The organism is Pusillimonas caeni (assembly GCF_003545815.1).
Taxonomy (GTDB): Bacteria; Pseudomonadota; Gammaproteobacteria; order Burkholderiales; family Burkholderiaceae_B; genus Pusillimonas; species Pusillimonas caeni.
The window spans coordinates 655,118-671,035 of record NZ_PDUW01000002.1; the positions used below are offsets into that span (position 1 = coordinate 655,118).

A 15,918-nucleotide genomic window follows, 5' to 3' on the forward strand; every position below is an offset into this window, starting at 1 on the left:
CGCCCTCAATAGGGTACTTGCTTGCTGAACTGCACGGGAAGGCTCACTTTGGCGCCGGGCAGGGCCGCCTTGAGCGCGCGCAGCGCGTCGACCGCCTGGCCGAAGTCGGCATACTTCGCCACCGTGATGCCGGTCGGCGCAAAATGCTGTATCGACACGGGCCGCGGCTGCGTTTGTTGAATCACTGCCTGGACATCGGCGGGCGCTTCGGAAACGGCCACCTCGTTGCGGCTGCTGCCGACCACGCCTTGCGCATTCAGCAGCAGGGTGTCCTGGCTGCCGGAGTACTGGGGCGGGACGACGCGAACGCGGCTGGAGCCGATCTTGTATTCGGCCAAGGCGCCCCATTCGGCAATCTCGGTCTTGGTGAGTTTTTGTCCCGGTGTCAGAGCCAAGGCCGCACTGCTGGCAAGAGCCAGCGACATGCCAAGCAGTCCGAGAGAGCAAAGAAAGTTTTTTGTCATGTTTTAGATTCCTGGACGGATGATGGCACGGTTACTGCGCGATGATGCGCGTTTCGGCAAGCAGCCTGAAGCCGTCCGCATCGGCCGACGGGCAAGGCGCTGATTTAACGAGTTCATATTTCCCGTCTATGAGCTTGTACACATAGATTGGGATGTCGGGATTGCCCGCGACGGCGAAGATTTCCCAGTCGCCTTGCGCCGGCTCGCCGTAGAAGGCGAAGCTGCCCAGCGCATAGTCGGCAAACTCGTTGAGGCCGTCCACCTTGAAATGGTCATTGGGCAGCTTGAGCAGGGACACCGTGCCCGAGGGCGACTTGGCGGCGATGCCCAGGGAACCCAGGCAGACGTTGTCGCCCGACAGGCGGACCTGTAGCTGGTCCACGGTCTGGGCCCCTCCTTTGAATGTGCCCAACGACGTCACCCGCTTGTAGGGAAACGCTCCGCTGCGTACGTTTGCGTCGCCGAGGTCTTCGTAGTCTTCCTCGTCTTCCGGCGGGTGGTTCTCATGCCAGTAGGCCAGAGGGCTGAACTCGGGTATGAGCACATCGCCGGAACGGCTCAGGCTGGGGTTTTTCTTGTATTCGAGCGCCAGAGCCACGGCTTTCTCCGTGTCGGGCACGCCAAAACCGTACCAGTTGGAGTGTTCGTGGCCGGCGCTGTTCTTTTGCCAGCCCAGGTCCATGGGAATGGCCGTGGCGCCGTCATGGATGTCGGCCGGGCCGCCGACGGTTTCGGTGGGCACGTTGGTGTTCAGGTCCATCAGGCCCCCGAACGGCATTTCGCCGCCTACCGGGATGTGATGAATGTAGTCGGCATCCACTTTGCGGGCCGAGGCGAGCAGGATGTCGCGCATGTCGCGCCAGGTAAGGTCCGGATTGGCGCTGAGCACCAGGGCGACGACGCCCGAGATGGTGGGGGTGGCCGCCGACGTGCCGTTCATGTAGGTGTAGTCGCAGTCGGCGTTGTCGGGCTTGCCGTCGCGTTCGGTCTGGCCGCGCTGGAAGGGCGTGTTCGCATCCGTTTTGCTGTAGCCGTGTATGCAGCCGCGTATGTCGGTGCTGAAGATGGTGGGACCGTCGGTGCCGTCCTCTCCGGCGCCTTCGCCGTACGTGCCCTCGCTGCCGTATTCGCCGCCCATGCCGGTGATCCACACCACCGAGCCGGCGCTGCTGTAGCTGCTGGCGCTGCCCTTGGCGTTCAGGGCCGCCACGGTGATGATGTTGGACTCCAGAGTGCCGGTGTCGTTCGCCGGGTTGGTGCAGTCGTAGTAGGGCGCCGTTTGGCCGCAGGCGCCGTGTTCGAACGAATTTCCGGCCGCCTTGATGAACAGCGCGCCTTTGCCGTCGCGCAGTTTCTTCAGGCCTCGCAGGGCGGCGGTATCGCCGGGCTCGAGTTCGGATTCATACGAGGCGGCTTCGGTATCGCCGCCATAGGAGGCATTGAAAACATGGGCCTTGCTCGACCAGGAGGCGCCCCCGTACGCGGCGGCGGCCTGATCCTGCCCGTCGAGGAAATTTGCGCCGCCCAGGTTCGCCAGGGGTGCAATGCCCATGACCCCTTTTTCGTTCTGCGCCGCGGCGATGATGCCGGCGACGACCGTGCCGTGAGGGGCGTCGTCCGGGTCGGACAGGTCGGGATAGGGATCGTCCGTCTTGGTGATGAAATTCCAGGACATGCTGAAGTCGGCATTGGGCGCCAGGTCTTCGTTGTGCAGGTCGGTGCCCGAGTCGAGCACCAGCACGTTGACCCCCTGGCCCTTGTAGCCCTGCTTATGCACGGGCTCTACGTTCAGATCCATCCCGCCGCTGAAGGTGTCCGGGAAAGCCTTGAAGTAGCTGTCTTCATAATTCTGGGCCCACTGGAAGGTATACAGCGGCTCGGTCGCGCCTGTCTTGCAGGCATAGGCGCCGGTTTCCACGCAGGCTACGGGCTTGTCTCCGTCCGAACCACTGCCGCCGCATGCGGCAAGCAGCGTGGCGATCAGGGGAAGCAGGCCAAAACGCATTGTTTTTATATTCATGAGTCGTTGACGGTGAGATTGTCAGGCCATGGCGGACGCGCATGGATGCTTGTCGCTTCCGGTCAGGCTGCCCCCGAAGCTTTCAGCGGACGATTATAAAAGCAAGAAAAAGAATCAATAAGAAATAATAATTTTGTTGGAAATTCGCAAATCCGCGCGATGGAGCCGCGCCCGGGTACGCGGGGTGCTGGTCTCGAGTGTCAATATCGACTTCGCAATAGAGGCAGGTGAAACGAAATGAACACTCCAGATCCCAACGCCAAGGCGCCCCGACCCTCCGGAAAGGCAGATGCATCGAGCAAGCCGTCGATGGATTCGCCTCCTCGCCGGCAGAGCGCGGAACGCGCCTCTTTTGATCGCGGTACCGCGGCGGCCTCCCAGGATGCCGCCGTGGGGCAACGGCCGGGAAACCGCGACCACGCTGCGACGCAAGCCGAAGGCACGGCGGACACACCGAGCGTGGAACACAGCAAGCACACGCCGCCGGTTTCGCGCTAGGGCCTGTTGACGCTAAAGCGCCTGACGCTGCCACAGCTGCTCGAGCAGCTTGCACGTTGCCGGCTTCAGCACCCGCCGCTGTGCGAATACGGAAGGCAGGCCCGGCAAGGTGTCGGCCACTGTCCGCCAGCGTAAGCGGGCGTCGGACACCTGATCCAGGCAAGTCCGGGTGCGATGCCAGGCCAGGTCTGTGGGAAGCCTGAGCCATGCCGTCCATATCGCATTGCGAACCAGCAGCCTGCGGCGCAGGATGCTGTCGCGCGCCTGCGACGGCCAGTGATGCACTTGTAGAGCAGGCGCATACGCGATCTGGTGGCCCGCGTCGAGAATGTCCATCGCAAGAAGGCTTTCTTCCCCGCCGATGAAAAAAGCTTTCCAGTATCCGCCTGCTTCGAGATAGGCGCTGGTTCTCATGACGCAGGCGCCCGCCATGAATCCGGCCAGTGTCGGGCCGACGCCCGCAATGCGTTCCAGTGGGCTCGCCGCCATGGCGCTGCAGGTCGGATCCTCGCGGCATTCAGGACCCACTGCAATGCGGGCGTTCAGTACGGCGATGCGCGGATGCCTCTCGAACAGGTCGGCCGCCGCATCCAGTGCGCCGGGCGCCCACCAGGTGTCGTCGTCGCTGAAGGCGACATAGGGCGTGCGTGCCCGCTCCACGCCCAGATTGCGGCCGGCGGCGCCCAGGTTCGATGGCGCCCGCAGCAGTTCCACCTGAGGGAAATCGTGGCGAACACAATGTGCGGTATCGTCTCTGCTGCCGTTGTCCACGACGATGACGGCGGGCCGGTCCGGCAGCGCCGTGAGTTTGGCCAGGCTGCGCTGCAGCTCCTGCCTGCGGTTGTAGGTCAGCACGACGATGGTCACCCGGCCGTCCTGCGCGCCAGCGCGACCGGCAAGCCCTTCCTTCACAAGAACTCCATTTCACACTGAATGCGCCAGTAGCGTTCGGGATGCTGCAATATGGGCCCGGCATCTTCGTGCCCGAGGCCGCGGAACTGGCTTTGATATGCCTCGACCGCGTGCGATTTATCGCCGCCCGTTCCGTTCAGGCTCAGCGCGGCGGTTACCACGCCGCGGTCGGCCAGTTCGTCGATGCGCCCCTGCACTCGCTGCGCCGTCTTGTTGTAAGGAATATCTTCATAGGCGAACCAGCGGATGCCGGGAAAGTGCGGGCATATCGTGAACGCCGCGTTCGAGAGTTGAATATGGTCTTCGTGAAACAGGCCCAGCGGGAAGATCGCCGTGGCAGGCTGAATGCGGGCGATGGTGATCATCAACGTATCGGCAAGCAGGTCTGCGCCGTGCAGTGCGGTCTGCGCGTACTGGCTGTCCAGAAAATCGAGCTCCACGCCCTGCGCCTGCAAGGCGGCCAGGGCCTTGCGGTTCTCGTCCGCCCGGCATCGCATGGCCTCGCGCGCGCTCGAGAACCCGCAGCGGCGATCCCAATCCGTCTGCATGTCGGAATTTTTGGGCAGGCCGGTATAAACCGTCACGACGGTGCTGCCGGGCACCGCCGCCACCAGTCGGCCGCAACTGAACACGGCGTCGTCATAGTGCGGGGACAGCACCAGCAACGGGCTCATTGTCGCGACAAGATCGATATGGGGGGTCGGGCGAGTCATGGCTGCGATGAAAGCAACCCATGTGCCAAGCAGGCCGGGATCCGCCTGTATCGGCGTATAAGGCTCCGTCTCATGAGCGTTGTATCAAACGGATGCAAACTTTATGAGCATGCCGGTGCGAAGGTCTTATTCTTGATGGGTTCGTTCAAGAAAAATGAGGTTTGCACAATGAAACGACGTATGGTCTTGATTGCTTCGCTGCTCGTCGGTAGCGCGCTCGTGTTCACCGCCCAGGCGGCGCCTCCCGAAGGTAAAGGGCCCGGCCAGAACGCCGGACAGCCGGGCAAGGGCGACGGCGGCAATCCGGGAAAAGGCAACGGCAACAACCCGGGCAAGGGGAGCGGCAGCAACCCCGGCAAGGGCAACGGCAGCAACTCGGGCAAGCAGAATCAGGAAGTACTGCGGGCGGGTGGTTCCGATCAGCGCGACGAGGGCCGCCGATACGATGACAGGGGCCGGTACTACGATTATTTTGATGACCACAGAGACCGGCACGGCCGCTATCGTGGCGGCGATGCCTACGGCGACCTCGTGTATGCCGGCATTACCGCGGCACTGGCAAGAGAATATGCCCTCGATTACGGCTTTGGCGGCTATTCCTCATTGCCGCCCGGCATCCGGAAAAATCTGGCCAGGGGCAAGCCCTTGCCTCCCGGCATCGCCAAGAAGGTCGTGCCGGGGCCGTTGCTGGGCCGTCTGCCCCGATATCCGGGCTACGAATGGCGCGTCGCGGGTACCGACCTGATCCTGATTGCCGCGGCCACAATGGTCGTTGCCGATATCCTTTATGACGTCTTTGACTGAAACTGTGACGATACCCGGCCGCCGGCCGGGTATCGTCCGGCGCGGCCTCGATGCTTCGAGGCTTGAGCCGGAGTCAAGCAGGGGCGGAAGTATCGGAGACCACCAGCGGCATTCTCTCGGCATTGGCTTTTCTTGCCGCCCCGTATTCCATGATGCGGGCTATTTCATCGGCCGCCTCTTCGCCGTATCGTGATGCGATGAGATACAGGGCGGTATCGATGCAAAGCGTCACGCCGCCGCCGGTAATGACCGACTTGTTGTCCACCAGCAGGGCTTCTGTGGCGCTTACCTGGGGATAGCGCTGTTTCAGCTCCTCCATGACGGAGGGCTCCGGCGGTATCACGAGATTCTTGGTGGTGGCCGCCATGCCGTCGAGTACGCCGGCCGCGGCAAGAATCATGGCTCCCGTACATACCGAGCAAATCGTGGCGCCGGGCGCCCAGCGGCGAATGAAATCGATGACTTGCGGGTCGCTTGCCGCCTCTTTCCAGCCGGGGCCGCCGGGTACCAGCAAGACGTCCATATCTTCGATGTCGCCAAAGCTGACGTCGGGCATTACTTTTAGCCCATTGGACAACTCTACTAAGACATTCGGCGTAGGCGCGGCCGTACGGTACGAGAGTTCGGGGACTACTCGCCTTCCCATGGAAAATACGCCCAAAGGCGCAAGATCTATCGGCTCAATGCCAGGATACAGCAAAAAAGTCAGTTGCATTTCATTCCCCGTTCAGGATGGCTTCGCTGCGAATAGGCATAATCCCTTACTTGCCTGTTGGACAACATAATCCTACTATTTGCCTGACAGGCGATCAATAGGGTTATCACCGTCAAGGAGGAACCATGAGTACTCAAGCAAGCGAGCATTTCCAAGAGCGTCTGCAGGGCAAGCTGGAGCCCACCCAGAACGGGTCGGTGTATGTCAAGCCGCAAGACATGGAGTGGCGGCCCTCTCAGTTCGAGGGGGTCCAGATCAAAGTGCTGTACGAAAACAAGGAAGCGGGCGAGATGACCTGCCTGCTGAAATGGGCTCCGGGCACCACTCTGCCGTTCCACAAGCACCCCGAGATCGAACAGAGCTGGGTGATAGAAGGGTCGTTTTCGGATCACGACGGAATCTGCCGCGCGGGCGAATACGTCTATCGCGTTCCCGGCTCCATGCACGAAACCCATAGCGCAGAAGGGTGCACCATTCTCGCCATCTACCGCAAGCCCAATATTTTCAGAAACAGCGCCGGATACGACGTCGAAGACAAGAAGCAGATCAAGACCGATCGTCAGCCTTCGACCTTCTCTCCCGCCGCTTCATAGACCCTGCGCAGTAGTTTCCGTAATCATTTTTACCGTTTTATGAGTAATAGAAGTCCGGCTGCAATGCGCCCCATCATGCAGCGCATGGTGGATCTTCCCCGCGAGCACTATATGGAGCGGAAATGGCTACTCATCCTGCAAAAAATGGTACCGAAAAAAAGACGTCCATACGAACGGTGGCTACTGCAAGCGCCATTGGTACAACGATTGAATGGTACGACTTCCTCATCTACGCCACAGCGGCATCGCTGGTTCTGAATACGCTGTTCTTTCCTACCCACGACCCCCTGGTCGGCAAGCTGCTTTCAATCGGCACCATCGGGGTCGGTTTTTTCGCGCGCCCGCTGGGCGCCATCATCTGCAGCCACTATGGCGATCGGCTGGGACGCCGGTCGATGCTCATTCTGACCCTTTCGAGCATGGGCATCGCCACCATGCTGATCGGCCTGCTTCCCACCTACGAAACCATCGGCATTGCGGCGCCTATACTGCTGGTCGTCTGCAGGCTGGTCCAGGGCCTTGCCGTGGGCGGCGAGTGGGGCGGGGCGGTCCTGATGGTGACCGAGCACGCGCCCGCGAACAAGCGGGGCTTTTACGGCAGCATCGTGCAAATCGGCTTTCCCCTGGGCATGGCCCTGGGCACCGCATCGTTCTTTGCCCTGGCCTACCTCAGCGACGAGCAGTTCATGGCATGGGGCTGGCGCGTTCCCTTCCTGGCCAGCGCCGTCCTGGTCGTGGTCGGGACGTTCATCCGCCTGCACATCGATGAAACGCCGGAGTTCAAGCGCAGTGCCAGCGAAGGCAAGCTGGTTCGCTTTCCGGTCATCGACGCCATAAGGCGCCATCCCAAAGACCTGCTCATCGGCCTGGGGGCGCGCATCACCGAAATCTCATGGATCTACGTCATCACCATTTTCGGCCTCAGCTACGCTGTCACCGACCTGGGCATCTCGCGCAGCCTCGTGCTGGGAGCGATCGCTCTGGGGGCGGCCGTGGAGCTCATCACGATTCCGCTTTTCGGGGCGATTTCCGATCGGATGGGCCGCCGCCCGGTGTACATGCTTGGCTGCGTCGCGGCAATCGCCCTGGCGTTCCCCATTTTCTGGGGAATCGAAACCCGTAATCCCGTTACCGTGATCCTGTCGTTCGTGATCGGGATGTCGGTGGGCCACGGCATCATGTACGGCGTGCAGGCCAGCTTTCTCAGCGAGATGTTTCCCAGCAACCTGCGCTACAGCGGGGCGTCGCTGGGCTACCAGATGGCGGCGCCCATAGGCGGCGGCCTGGTTCCGGTGGCGGCCGCGGCGCTCGTAGGCATGACCGCGGGGGGAACCTGGACGGTTTCCTTGTTGATGATCGCTATTGCGGCGGTGACCATGTTGGCCGTCTATTACGCAAAGGAAACGGCGCCGGCCGTCGTATCGGGCAAGAATGCCTACCCGGCGAAGGACAAGGCCATGCCGATGATGAAGGCGACCGATTAATTGCAGGCGTTTTCCAGCAAGGCGCTGAACAAGCCCGCGCGGCTTTGTTCAGCGCTTTTTTAGGCGAGGTTGTCGCGCGAGCTTTCGGGCGAATACATCACCACCAGCGCCGTGGCCTCGCCGGACAGGCTGTGCCCGCGGTGAGGCATGCGCGAATCGAAGTGGATGGCGTCGCCTGCTTCGAGCACGTATTTTTCCATGCCCACCTGCCATTCGATGCGCCCCGTCAGGACGTACAGAAACTCTTCCCCGTCGTGCTGGAAAAAAGTGAACTTGTCGACTTCGGCGGGAAATGAAAACAGGAAGGGCTGTACCGCATGCGCTTCGGTGGCGTCGCTCAGAGCGAAATAGTCATAGCCGAATGCGCTGCCTCCCAGAACCGTGGGCCGCTTTTCACTGTGACGCACTACGCTCACGCCTTTGCGCGCGGCGCGCGCGGTCGGTGACAGAAAGCTGGATATGTCGGTATCGAGGGCTGCGGCCAGGCGCGAAAGCGTCGCGATGGGAGGCACTTTTTTGCCGTTCTCGATACGGGATAGATAGCCCTTGTCGAAGCCTGCCTTGGCTGCCAGGCCTTCCAGCGTCAGCCCCTGTGCCAGCCGATGTTCGCGCAGACGCCGGCCCAGTTCGTTCGGAAGCCTGGAGTTTGCGTCGGCGTGCGCTTGTTCGATCGGTTCATTGACACTGTGGTTGTCCATGGGCCGATTTTACCCCGATCATGGGCCGCCGGACGCGGCGGCCCATGGCCTGGAGCGTCAGGAAGGCACGGCTTCGCGAACGCCGCTGCGTGCCAGGAGTTCCTGGCAGGTCATCACGTGAGCCGTCGAGAAGGCCAGTATGGCCAAGGTGGCCTGGTGCACCTGCTGGGCGGACATGGCGCCGTAACCCATGTCGGGGTAGTCGAAAGTCCCGGTTGCGTCAGAGAGAAACACCACTTTATAGTTGTGGAACATGGCGTCGCGCGCCGTGGCGTGGCAGCAGTTCTCGGTGGTGGTGCCCGTGATGATCACGGTCTCGATGCCCCATTCGCGCAGAATCAGGTCCAGGTCGGTTGCGAAGAAAGCGCTGTAGCGATGCTTCTTGATGACGTGCTCTCCCGGCCGGGGCGCCAGGGGCTTGTAGATGTCGCCGCCCTCGGTCTCATCCACCAGCGCACTGCGGTCCGCGATGGGCGGATACAGGTCGTCGTACAGGCCCATGTCGCAGCCGTCGCGGCGATGCACGTGGGCGGTGTATACCACCCGCATGCCCTGCTCGCGGCAGGCCTGCAAGGTTTCGGCAAGGCGCGGCACCATGTCTTGCGCTTGCTGCGACAGCAGCGGCGCGCCCGGCGCTACGAAGTCATTCTGCATGTCGACCACGATGACCGCGGTTTTCTTGGGGTCGATTGTGTCGCATTGGTATGGCATGGTTGTCTCCCGGAGTTGGTTCAAGAAGCGGCAAAGTCCGCCCGCATGCGCCTACTCTAGTACGGGGCGCTTTGATACGATTGTCTTGAACCGCCAACCGTTTTGCTGCGTGCGCCATCTTCATCTTCCGCCCGTCTCAAGGAGTACGGCATGAATGCTTACGACGTTGTCAATCCCGGCGATGGTTTTGAACGCTGGCACCATGCGACCTGCCGCAATTATTCGCATACCGAGGCGCGGCCGATGGCCGAGCCCGGCTTCAGCGCCAGCGTTGCCGTGCATCGGTTCGGACAATTGGCCATCAGCCGGAACTCCTCGCGTGTACCGGGCGCCGGCCACCTGCGCGTCACTCGGGGGCCGGCGGACATTCGCCGCGACCTGCGCGACGACATCTTCCTATGGGTCGGCTGCGGCGGCACGATCTTTTTCGAGCAGGAAGGGCGCGCCATCACCCTGCAGGCCGGCGATCTCATGCTGATGGACCAGGCGCGGCCATTCACGCTGGCCTTCGGCCAGACCTCGGCATACACCATTGTGATCGTCTCGCGTGAGCTGATGCAGTCCCACCTTGCCGGAGTCGACGACATGGTCGCGCGCCGCATCGACGGGCGTTCCCCTCTGGCCCGGCTGGGCGCCGCCCTGGCCGAGGAATGCATGGCGTTAAGCGCCTCGGGCGAGCCGGCCTCGCCTCTCGCCCGGATCGATACGGCGGCGCTCGATATCTGGAGCAGCGCCATCGACTCGGCTCTGGCTTGCCCCGACGCCAGAACCGAACGTCGCAGCCAGCGCCTGGCGCAGGTCAAGGCCTTCCTGTCCCGCCGCCTGGACGACGCGGGCCTGGATGTGGAGTGCATCGCCCGCGAAACCTATATGTCCAGCCGCACCCTGCTGCGCCTGTTCGCTTCGGAAGGCACCACGCCCATGCGCTGGCTGTGGGCGGAAAGGCTGCGCGCCAGCCGCCAGGCGCTCGAGCAAGGAAGGTTCGCGCGTGTCACCGATGCGGCGCTGGCCTTCGGCTTCAAGGATCTTTCCCACTTCAGCCGCGCATTCAAAACAGCGTACGGCCATAGTCCTCAGCAGATACTGAAGTCGCGCGCCTCGTAGGCGCCGGCGCACGCACATATTTTGAATCCAGTTGTTCCAGGCAGGGGAATCCGCCCCGGGTGCCGAAGCGCCTTGTGTATCATGCCTGCACGGTTACGATCCGGGAGACGAGGAAGCGTATGGCGACTGTATTCAAACCAATGATGACGGGGCTGGCGGCAGCGGTCCTGGCGTGGAACGGCGCGGCCTTGGCGGCCCAGGACGGCGACCGCATCACCTCTTTCATTCTTTCGTCCGGCGGGCTGGCGCAGATCGAGCGCCACGTGCGCGCCACGGACCGATCGTCCATCAAACTGCCCGTGCCGCTGGAGCAAGTGGACGACGTCCTGAAAAGCCTCGTCGTACACGACCCGGGCGGCCAGGCCACCAGCATCGTGCTGGACGGCGAGGCCCCTGTGCAGGAAGCCTTTTCCCGACTGCCTTTCGGCCCCGAAGCGCTTTCCTCGCCGGCCGCGCTGGCAGCGGCGCTGCCGGGCATGCAGGTGCGCGCCTCTTCGGGAGGCCGCACGGTGCAGGGCCGGGTGCTGGGCGTCGAGCCTCCGCGAGACGACGACCCCGGCGCCTTGCTGTCGGTGATGACGCAGGAAAACCAGGTGCATGCCCTGCGGCTGGGCGCCGATACGGTGTTGGAACTCATGGATGATTCCCTGCCGCGGCGCCTGCAGGCGGCGCTTCAGGCCAGCGGCCAGCGCCAGGCGGACACGATGCGCACCTTGGATGTCGCCCTGTCCGGCACGGGCGAGCGCGATGTCATGTTCACATACGTGGTGGCTGCGCCGGTGTGGAAAAGCGCCTACCGGCTGTCGGCGGAAAAGGACGGCAAGGCCAGGCTGCAGGCCTGGGCGGTGCTCGAGAACGCCAGCGGCCAGGATTGGGATGCGGTCAAGGTCACCCTGGTGTCCGGCGCACCCGTCACACTGTCGCAAAGACTGTATCAACGCTATTGGCATACCCGCCCCGAATTGCCGGTGGCGGTCGGTGCGGTGGAAGCGCCGCGCGCCGACACCTCGGCCATGATGGAAATGGCCGAGGCGCCCATGGCTAAGGCGGCCGCCCCGGTGCTGCAATCGTTTGCGGCAGGCCGGGCCGCCATGCCGGCGCCGGCGCCCCAGGCGCCGTCCATGGCCGGCGAAGGGCAGACCAGCGTGCGCTACGAGCTACCCGAACCCATATCGGTGGCTGCCGGACAGACGGCCTCCGTGCCGTTCATCGACACCCGGGTGCAGGCCGAACAGGTCTCTGTGTTCCAGCCCGAACGGGGCGGGCTTCATCCGGTGGCGGCGGTATGGCTCAAGAACAGCACGCAGGCCAGCCTGCCCCCGGGCATTCTTACCGTGTACGACGGCCAGGCGGGCCACGTGGGCGATGCCCAGCTCACGTCCATCCCGGTCGGAGAAAGCCGCTTCGTCTATTTCGCGGAAGACGGCAAGGTCGAAGTCCGCAGCGAGCAGCATCCCCAAGAGCGCCTGTCGGAGCTCAGCATCAGCCAAGGCGTGCTGCGCGCGCAGCGGCTGCTGCGCCGCGAAACCGTCTACACCGTCAAGGGCGCCGCCGATGCGCCTCGCACCGTGATCATCGAGCATCCACGCGCACAGGGCTGGAAATTCGAGTCCGATCAATTGGCGGGCGAAACCGCCACTCGCTACCGGCTCAGGGTCGAAGTGCCCGCGCAGGGCAGCGCCACGGTGCGCGCCGTGATGTCGCGCCAAGACCGGCAGACCATTGCGCTGATGGAGACGGACGAGCAGGTCCTGGCCGCCTGGAGCGCCAATGCCGCCGATGATCGCACGCGCCGGGATCTGCAGCGTCTGGCCGATCTGCGGCGCGAACTGGCCGATGCCCAGCGGCAAGAGCAGGCGCTCGACGAGCAACTGGACGATGCGGCGCAGAACCAGGCGCGCGTGCGCGACAACCTGGCTGCCGTGCCGGACGACAGCGCCTTGGGCCAGCGCTATCTGGCCGCCCTCGAAAAAGAAGAGGACCGCATCGACACCCTGCGCCAGCGCAGGCAAGCGGCGAGGCAGGAAACCGCCAACCGGCGCGAGGCGCTGGAAGAGGGCCTGTCGGCCCGCTGAGCGAAGAACGCCGCCGGCTCAATGCTCTTTTGAGGGCTGGCCTGCCCCGGCAGCATCATGTCCGCCGGGGTAGCCCGCTCGGGTTCAGGAGCGTTATCATCAGAACTCCGACTCGAGCAAGGTAAACGCCATGAGCAGCCCCGCTTATCCCGACACGCAGCTTCTGATCGCAAACGAATGGGTGGGCGCCGCGGGCGGCAAGACCATCGAGGTGCGAAACCCCGCCACCGGCCAGGTCATCGGCGCCGTCGCCCATGCGGGCATTGCCGATCTGGATCGCGCCCTGGCCGCGGCGCAAAGCGGCTTTGAAGTCTGGCGCGACGCCTCGGTGTACGAGAGAGCGGCCGTGATGCGCCGCGCCGCCGCGCTGCTGCGCGAGCGCGCCGACGACACTGCCCGCCTGCTCACACAAGAAAATGGCAAGCCCCTGGCCGAGGCCAGGGGAGAAGTGAACGCCGGCGCCGACATCATCGACTGGTTCGCCGACGAGGGCCGCCGCGTCTACGGCCGCATCGTGCCGGGTCGCAACGTGGCCGCCCAGCAATGGGTGCTCAAGGAGCCGGTCGGGCCGGTGGCCGCCTTCACGCCATGGAACTTTCCCGTCAACCAGATCGTGCGCAAACTGGGCGCGGCCCTGGCGACAGGCTGCTCCTTTCTGTGCAAGGCGCCGGAAGAAACCCCCGCCTCTCCGGCCGCGCTGCTGCGCTGCTTCGTCGATGCAGGCATTCCGCCCGGGGTCGTAGGGCTGGTCTTCGGCGACCCGGCCGAGATTTCCGGCTATCTGATTCCGCATCCGGTAATCCGCAAAGTCACGTTCACCGGCTCCACGGCGGTGGGCAAGCAGCTGGCTGCCCTGGCGGGGCAGCATATGAAGCGCGTCACCATGGAATTGGGCGGCCACGCCCCTGTCATCGTCGCCGAAGACGCCGACCTCGAATTGGCCGCCAAGATCGCCGCCGCTTCCAAGTTCCGCAACGCCGGGCAGGTATGCATTTCGCCCACCCGCTTCCTCGTCCATCGCCGCGTGGCGGACGAGTTCACGAATGCGCTCGCCCAGTATGCTCAGTCGCTCAAGCTGGGCGACGGCCTGGCCCAGGACACGACACTGGGGCCTCTCGCCAATCCGCGGCGCGTCACCGCCATGGAGAAAATGGTGGCCGATGCGCGCCAGCGCGGTGCGCGCGTCCTGACAGGCGGCGAACGGGTGGGCGAGGCGGGCAACTTCTTTGCGCCCACCATCATCAGCGACCTGACGATGGAATCCGCCTTGTTCAACGAAGAGCCCTTCGGCCCCATCGCCGGCGTCCGTACTTTCGACCAGCTCGAAGAAGCCATCGCAGAGGCCAATCGCCTGCCCTACGGCCTGGCGGCCTATGCCTTTACGCGTTCGTTCAAGAATGTGCAGCTGCTGTCGAACCGGGTCGAGACCGGCATGCTGTGGATCAACCAGCCCGCCACGCCCTCGGCCGAGCTGCCCTTCGGCGGCGTCAAGGATTCCGGCTACGGCACCGAAGGCGGTCCCGAGGCGCTCGAGGCCTATCTCAATACCAAGGCGGTGTCGGTGGTGGGGGCGTAAGCGCTTTACGCGCTCCCTGGGCTTCGTTCCAGTTCAGGCGTTGCTGCCGGCAAGCGGCCGATATATGGTCGGCCGCAATGCCAGTGCCAGCCCCGCTCCGCGCAAGCCGTTGAATATCAGGAATGACAGCCACAGGCCGTGGTTGCCCCAAAGCGGCAGCAGCGCCAGCGACAGGGCCAGAAAGGCCGCCGAGCACCCCAGCATGATGAACATCAGCGGCCGTGTGCGCGTCGCGCCTATGAATACGCCGTCGTAAAGATAGGCGGGCATGGACACCAAGGGGGCCAGCACTGCCCAGACCAGATAGCGCCGGGCCAGCTCTCCGATGTCCTGCTGGTCGGTAAGCAGGCCGATCAAATTCACCCCGGCAAGGCTGTACACCAGCATGTAAAGCAGCGAACCGATCAACCCCCACACCATGCAAACGCGAATGACGCGCGCCAGCCGGTTTGCGTTGCGCTGGCCCACCGCGGCGCCGCTCAGGGTTTCGGCGGCATGCGCGAACCCGTCCAGCCCATACGAGGTAAAGCTGAGGAAATTCAGCAAGATGGCGTTGGCCGCGAGCAGGGCGTCTCCCTGCTTGGCGCCGAGGTGCGTGAACCAGGCAAACGTGGCCAATAGACAGGCGGTGCGAACGAAGATGTGGCCGTTGATCTGGATCAGCCGGCGCAGCGCGGCGGGTTCGATGACCTCGGCCCAGCGTATCGCACTCAGCTGGACGCGGTAAGTGCGCCACAGCAGCACAGCGCCAACCGTCATGCCGCTGAGATCGGCCAGGGCGGTGGCGCGGCCGATTCCGCTTACGCCCCAGTCCAGGCCGTATACGAAAACCAGGACGGCGGCGAGGTTCACGATATTGATGAGGATCTGAATGGCCAGGGCGACACGCACTCGCTGGCAGCCCAGCAGCCAGCCCAGGATGACGTAGTTGGTCAGCGTGAACGGAGCCGACCAGATCCGGCCGTAAGCATAAAGACGCGCCTGTTCGGCCGCCTCGCTGGAGGCGCCCAGCAGCGCAAGTCCACCGTTGACGAGCGGACGCTGCAGCAGGAGGATCAGCAAGCCGATAGCCGTGGCGATGAGCACGCCGCGCCCCACCGTCAGCACGATGGACTCGGCCTTGCCCGCGCCGAAGTACTGCGCCACCACGCCGGTGGTGCCCATGCGCAGGAAACCGAAGACCCAGAAAAGCAGATTGAAGAACAGGCTGCCCAAGGCCACGCCCGCCAGATGGTGGGCGCCCGGCAAATGGCCCGCGACCGCCGTGTCCACTGCCGACATCAGCGGTTGGGTCAGGTTGGCCAGAATGATGGGAATGGCCAGATACAACACCTTGCGGTAGCTGACGAGTGCGGGCGAAATGGAGGTCATGAAGTAAGGGAGGCGGTACGGGAAAGCGCTCTCTATTGTGCCTGAGGTGGTCGAGCCTTGCGTCGCTTGGGCACACGGAATAGGCCTTCAAGCTAAAAATCTTGACGCCTTCTTCGATCAAAACTAAATTTCTGCCATGCTCGATGCAAACCACGGCGGCGGGCGCCACCTGCCGTAACC

The 15,918-nt window shown here is 63.6% G+C and carries 14 protein-coding genes; 6 read left to right on the forward strand and 8 right to left on the reverse strand.

Annotated features, from left to right (window positions below; translation table 11 throughout):
* Positions 1–5 precede the first annotated feature (5 nt).
* From CSC67_RS06905 to CSC67_RS06920, 4 genes are all read right to left on the reverse strand, one after another.
* On the reverse strand, positions 6–464 hold the full coding sequence (locus CSC67_RS06905) for a hypothetical protein (protein WP_118993754.1): 459 nt from the start codon (positions 462–464) through the stop codon (positions 6–8).
* Between the two features lie 31 nt (positions 465–495).
* Positions 496–2,484, reverse strand: a complete 1,989-nt coding sequence (locus tag CSC67_RS06910; RefSeq protein WP_118993755.1) for a S8 family serine peptidase — start codon at positions 2,482–2,484, stop codon at positions 496–498.
* Between the two features lie 510 nt (positions 2,485–2,994).
* Complete coding sequence (locus CSC67_RS06915; RefSeq protein WP_245220151.1) at positions 2,995–3,894, reverse strand: glycosyltransferase family 2 protein; 900 nt, start codon at positions 3,892–3,894, stop codon at positions 2,995–2,997.
* Positions 3,891–4,607, reverse strand: coding sequence for a PIG-L deacetylase family protein (locus tag CSC67_RS06920; RefSeq protein ID WP_118993756.1), 717 nt, complete (start codon positions 4,605–4,607; stop codon positions 3,891–3,893). The genes CSC67_RS06915 and CSC67_RS06920 overlap by 4 nt, the downstream gene beginning before the upstream one ends.
* Positions 4,608–4,679: 72 nt before the next feature.
* Between CSC67_RS06920 and CSC67_RS06925 the strand changes: the two genes are divergently transcribed.
* A complete protein-coding gene (locus CSC67_RS06925) occupies positions 4,680–5,411 on the forward strand; it encodes an anti-virulence regulator CigR family protein (RefSeq protein ID WP_342447671.1) in 732 nt (243 codons plus the stop codon).
* A gap of 73 nt (positions 5,412–5,484) precedes the next feature.
* On the opposite strand, the gene CSC67_RS06930 is transcribed toward CSC67_RS06925, so the two are convergent.
* A complete protein-coding gene (locus tag CSC67_RS06930; protein ID WP_118993758.1) occupies positions 5,485–6,126 on the reverse strand; it encodes a DJ-1/PfpI family protein in 642 nt (213 codons plus the stop codon).
* A gap of 125 nt (positions 6,127–6,251) precedes the next feature.
* On the opposite strand from CSC67_RS06930, the gene CSC67_RS06935 reads away from it, so the two are divergent.
* Complete coding sequence (locus tag CSC67_RS06935) at positions 6,252–6,719, forward strand: cupin domain-containing protein (RefSeq protein ID WP_118993759.1); 468 nt, start codon at positions 6,252–6,254, stop codon at positions 6,717–6,719.
* A 122-nt stretch (positions 6,720–6,841) separates the two neighbouring features.
* Entirely contained in the window at positions 6,842–8,203 is a 1,362-nt protein-coding gene (locus CSC67_RS06940; protein WP_118993760.1) for an MFS transporter, read from the forward strand.
* A gap of 59 nt (positions 8,204–8,262) precedes the next feature.
* Here CSC67_RS06940 and CSC67_RS06945 read toward each other — a convergent pair whose 3' ends face one another.
* On the reverse strand, positions 8,263–8,901 hold the full coding sequence (locus tag CSC67_RS06945; protein ID WP_118993761.1) for a helix-turn-helix domain-containing protein: 639 nt from the start codon (positions 8,899–8,901) through the stop codon (positions 8,263–8,265).
* Between the two features lie 57 nt (positions 8,902–8,958).
* Positions 8,959–9,612 (reverse strand): cysteine hydrolase family protein, encoded by a 654-nt coding sequence (locus tag CSC67_RS06950; protein ID WP_118993762.1) that lies wholly within the window; start codon positions 9,610–9,612, stop codon positions 8,959–8,961.
* Between the two features lie 150 nt (positions 9,613–9,762).
* Between CSC67_RS06950 and CSC67_RS06955 the strand changes: the two genes are divergently transcribed.
* The 3 genes from CSC67_RS06955 (at position 9,763) to CSC67_RS06965 (ending at position 14,367) form a co-directional block, all read left to right on the forward strand.
* Entirely contained in the window at positions 9,763–10,716 is a 954-nt protein-coding gene (locus CSC67_RS06955; RefSeq protein WP_118993763.1) for a helix-turn-helix domain-containing protein, read from the forward strand.
* A gap of 119 nt (positions 10,717–10,835) precedes the next feature.
* The gene (locus CSC67_RS06960) at positions 10,836–12,791 is read left to right on the forward strand and encodes a DUF4139 domain-containing protein (RefSeq protein ID WP_118993764.1); all 1,956 of its coding nucleotides are present in this window, start codon (positions 10,836–10,838) and stop codon (positions 12,789–12,791) included.
* Between the two features lie 130 nt (positions 12,792–12,921).
* On the forward strand, positions 12,922–14,367 hold the full coding sequence (locus CSC67_RS06965) for an NAD-dependent succinate-semialdehyde dehydrogenase (RefSeq protein ID WP_118993765.1): 1,446 nt from the start codon (positions 12,922–12,924) through the stop codon (positions 14,365–14,367).
* A gap of 33 nt (positions 14,368–14,400) precedes the next feature.
* Here the strand turns inward: CSC67_RS06965 and CSC67_RS06970 are convergent, their stop codons facing one another.
* Entirely contained in the window at positions 14,401–15,738 is a 1,338-nt protein-coding gene (locus tag CSC67_RS06970) for an MATE family efflux transporter (protein ID WP_118993766.1), read from the reverse strand.
* Between the last annotated feature and the right edge of the window lie 180 nt (positions 15,739–15,918).

Coding starts and splice junctions, on each gene's coding strand:
- CSC67_RS06905 (WP_118993754.1), bottom strand. CDS start 464: ATGACAAAAAACTTTCTTTGCTCTCTCGGACTGCTTGGCATGTCGCTG.
- CSC67_RS06910 (WP_118993755.1), bottom strand. CDS start 2,484: ATGAATATAAAAACAATGCGTTTTGGCCTGCTTCCCCTGATCGCCACG.
- CSC67_RS06920 (WP_118993756.1), bottom strand. CDS start 4,607: ATGACTCGCCCGACCCCCCATATCGATCTTGTCGCGACAATGAGCCCG.
- CSC67_RS06925 (WP_342447671.1), top strand. CDS start 4,680: ATGAGCGTTGTATCAAACGGATGCAAACTTTATGAGCATGCCGGTGCG.
- CSC67_RS06930 (WP_118993758.1), bottom strand. CDS start 6,126: ATGCAACTGACTTTTTTGCTGTATCCTGGCATTGAGCCGATAGATCTT.
- CSC67_RS06935 (WP_118993759.1), top strand. CDS start 6,252: ATGAGTACTCAAGCAAGCGAGCATTTCCAAGAGCGTCTGCAGGGCAAG.
- CSC67_RS06940 (WP_118993760.1), top strand. CDS start 6,842: ATGGCTACTCATCCTGCAAAAAATGGTACCGAAAAAAAGACGTCCATA.
- CSC67_RS06945 (WP_118993761.1), bottom strand. CDS start 8,901: ATGGACAACCACAGTGTCAATGAACCGATCGAACAAGCGCACGCCGAC.
- CSC67_RS06950 (WP_118993762.1), bottom strand. CDS start 9,612: ATGCCATACCAATGCGACACAATCGACCCCAAGAAAACCGCGGTCATC.
- CSC67_RS06955 (WP_118993763.1), top strand. CDS start 9,763: ATGAATGCTTACGACGTTGTCAATCCCGGCGATGGTTTTGAACGCTGG.
- CSC67_RS06960 (WP_118993764.1), top strand. CDS start 10,836: ATGGCGACTGTATTCAAACCAATGATGACGGGGCTGGCGGCAGCGGTC.
- CSC67_RS06965 (WP_118993765.1), top strand. CDS start 12,922: ATGAGCAGCCCCGCTTATCCCGACACGCAGCTTCTGATCGCAAACGAA.
- CSC67_RS06970 (WP_118993766.1), bottom strand. CDS start 15,738: ATGACCTCCATTTCGCCCGCACTCGTCAGCTACCGCAAGGTGTTGTAT.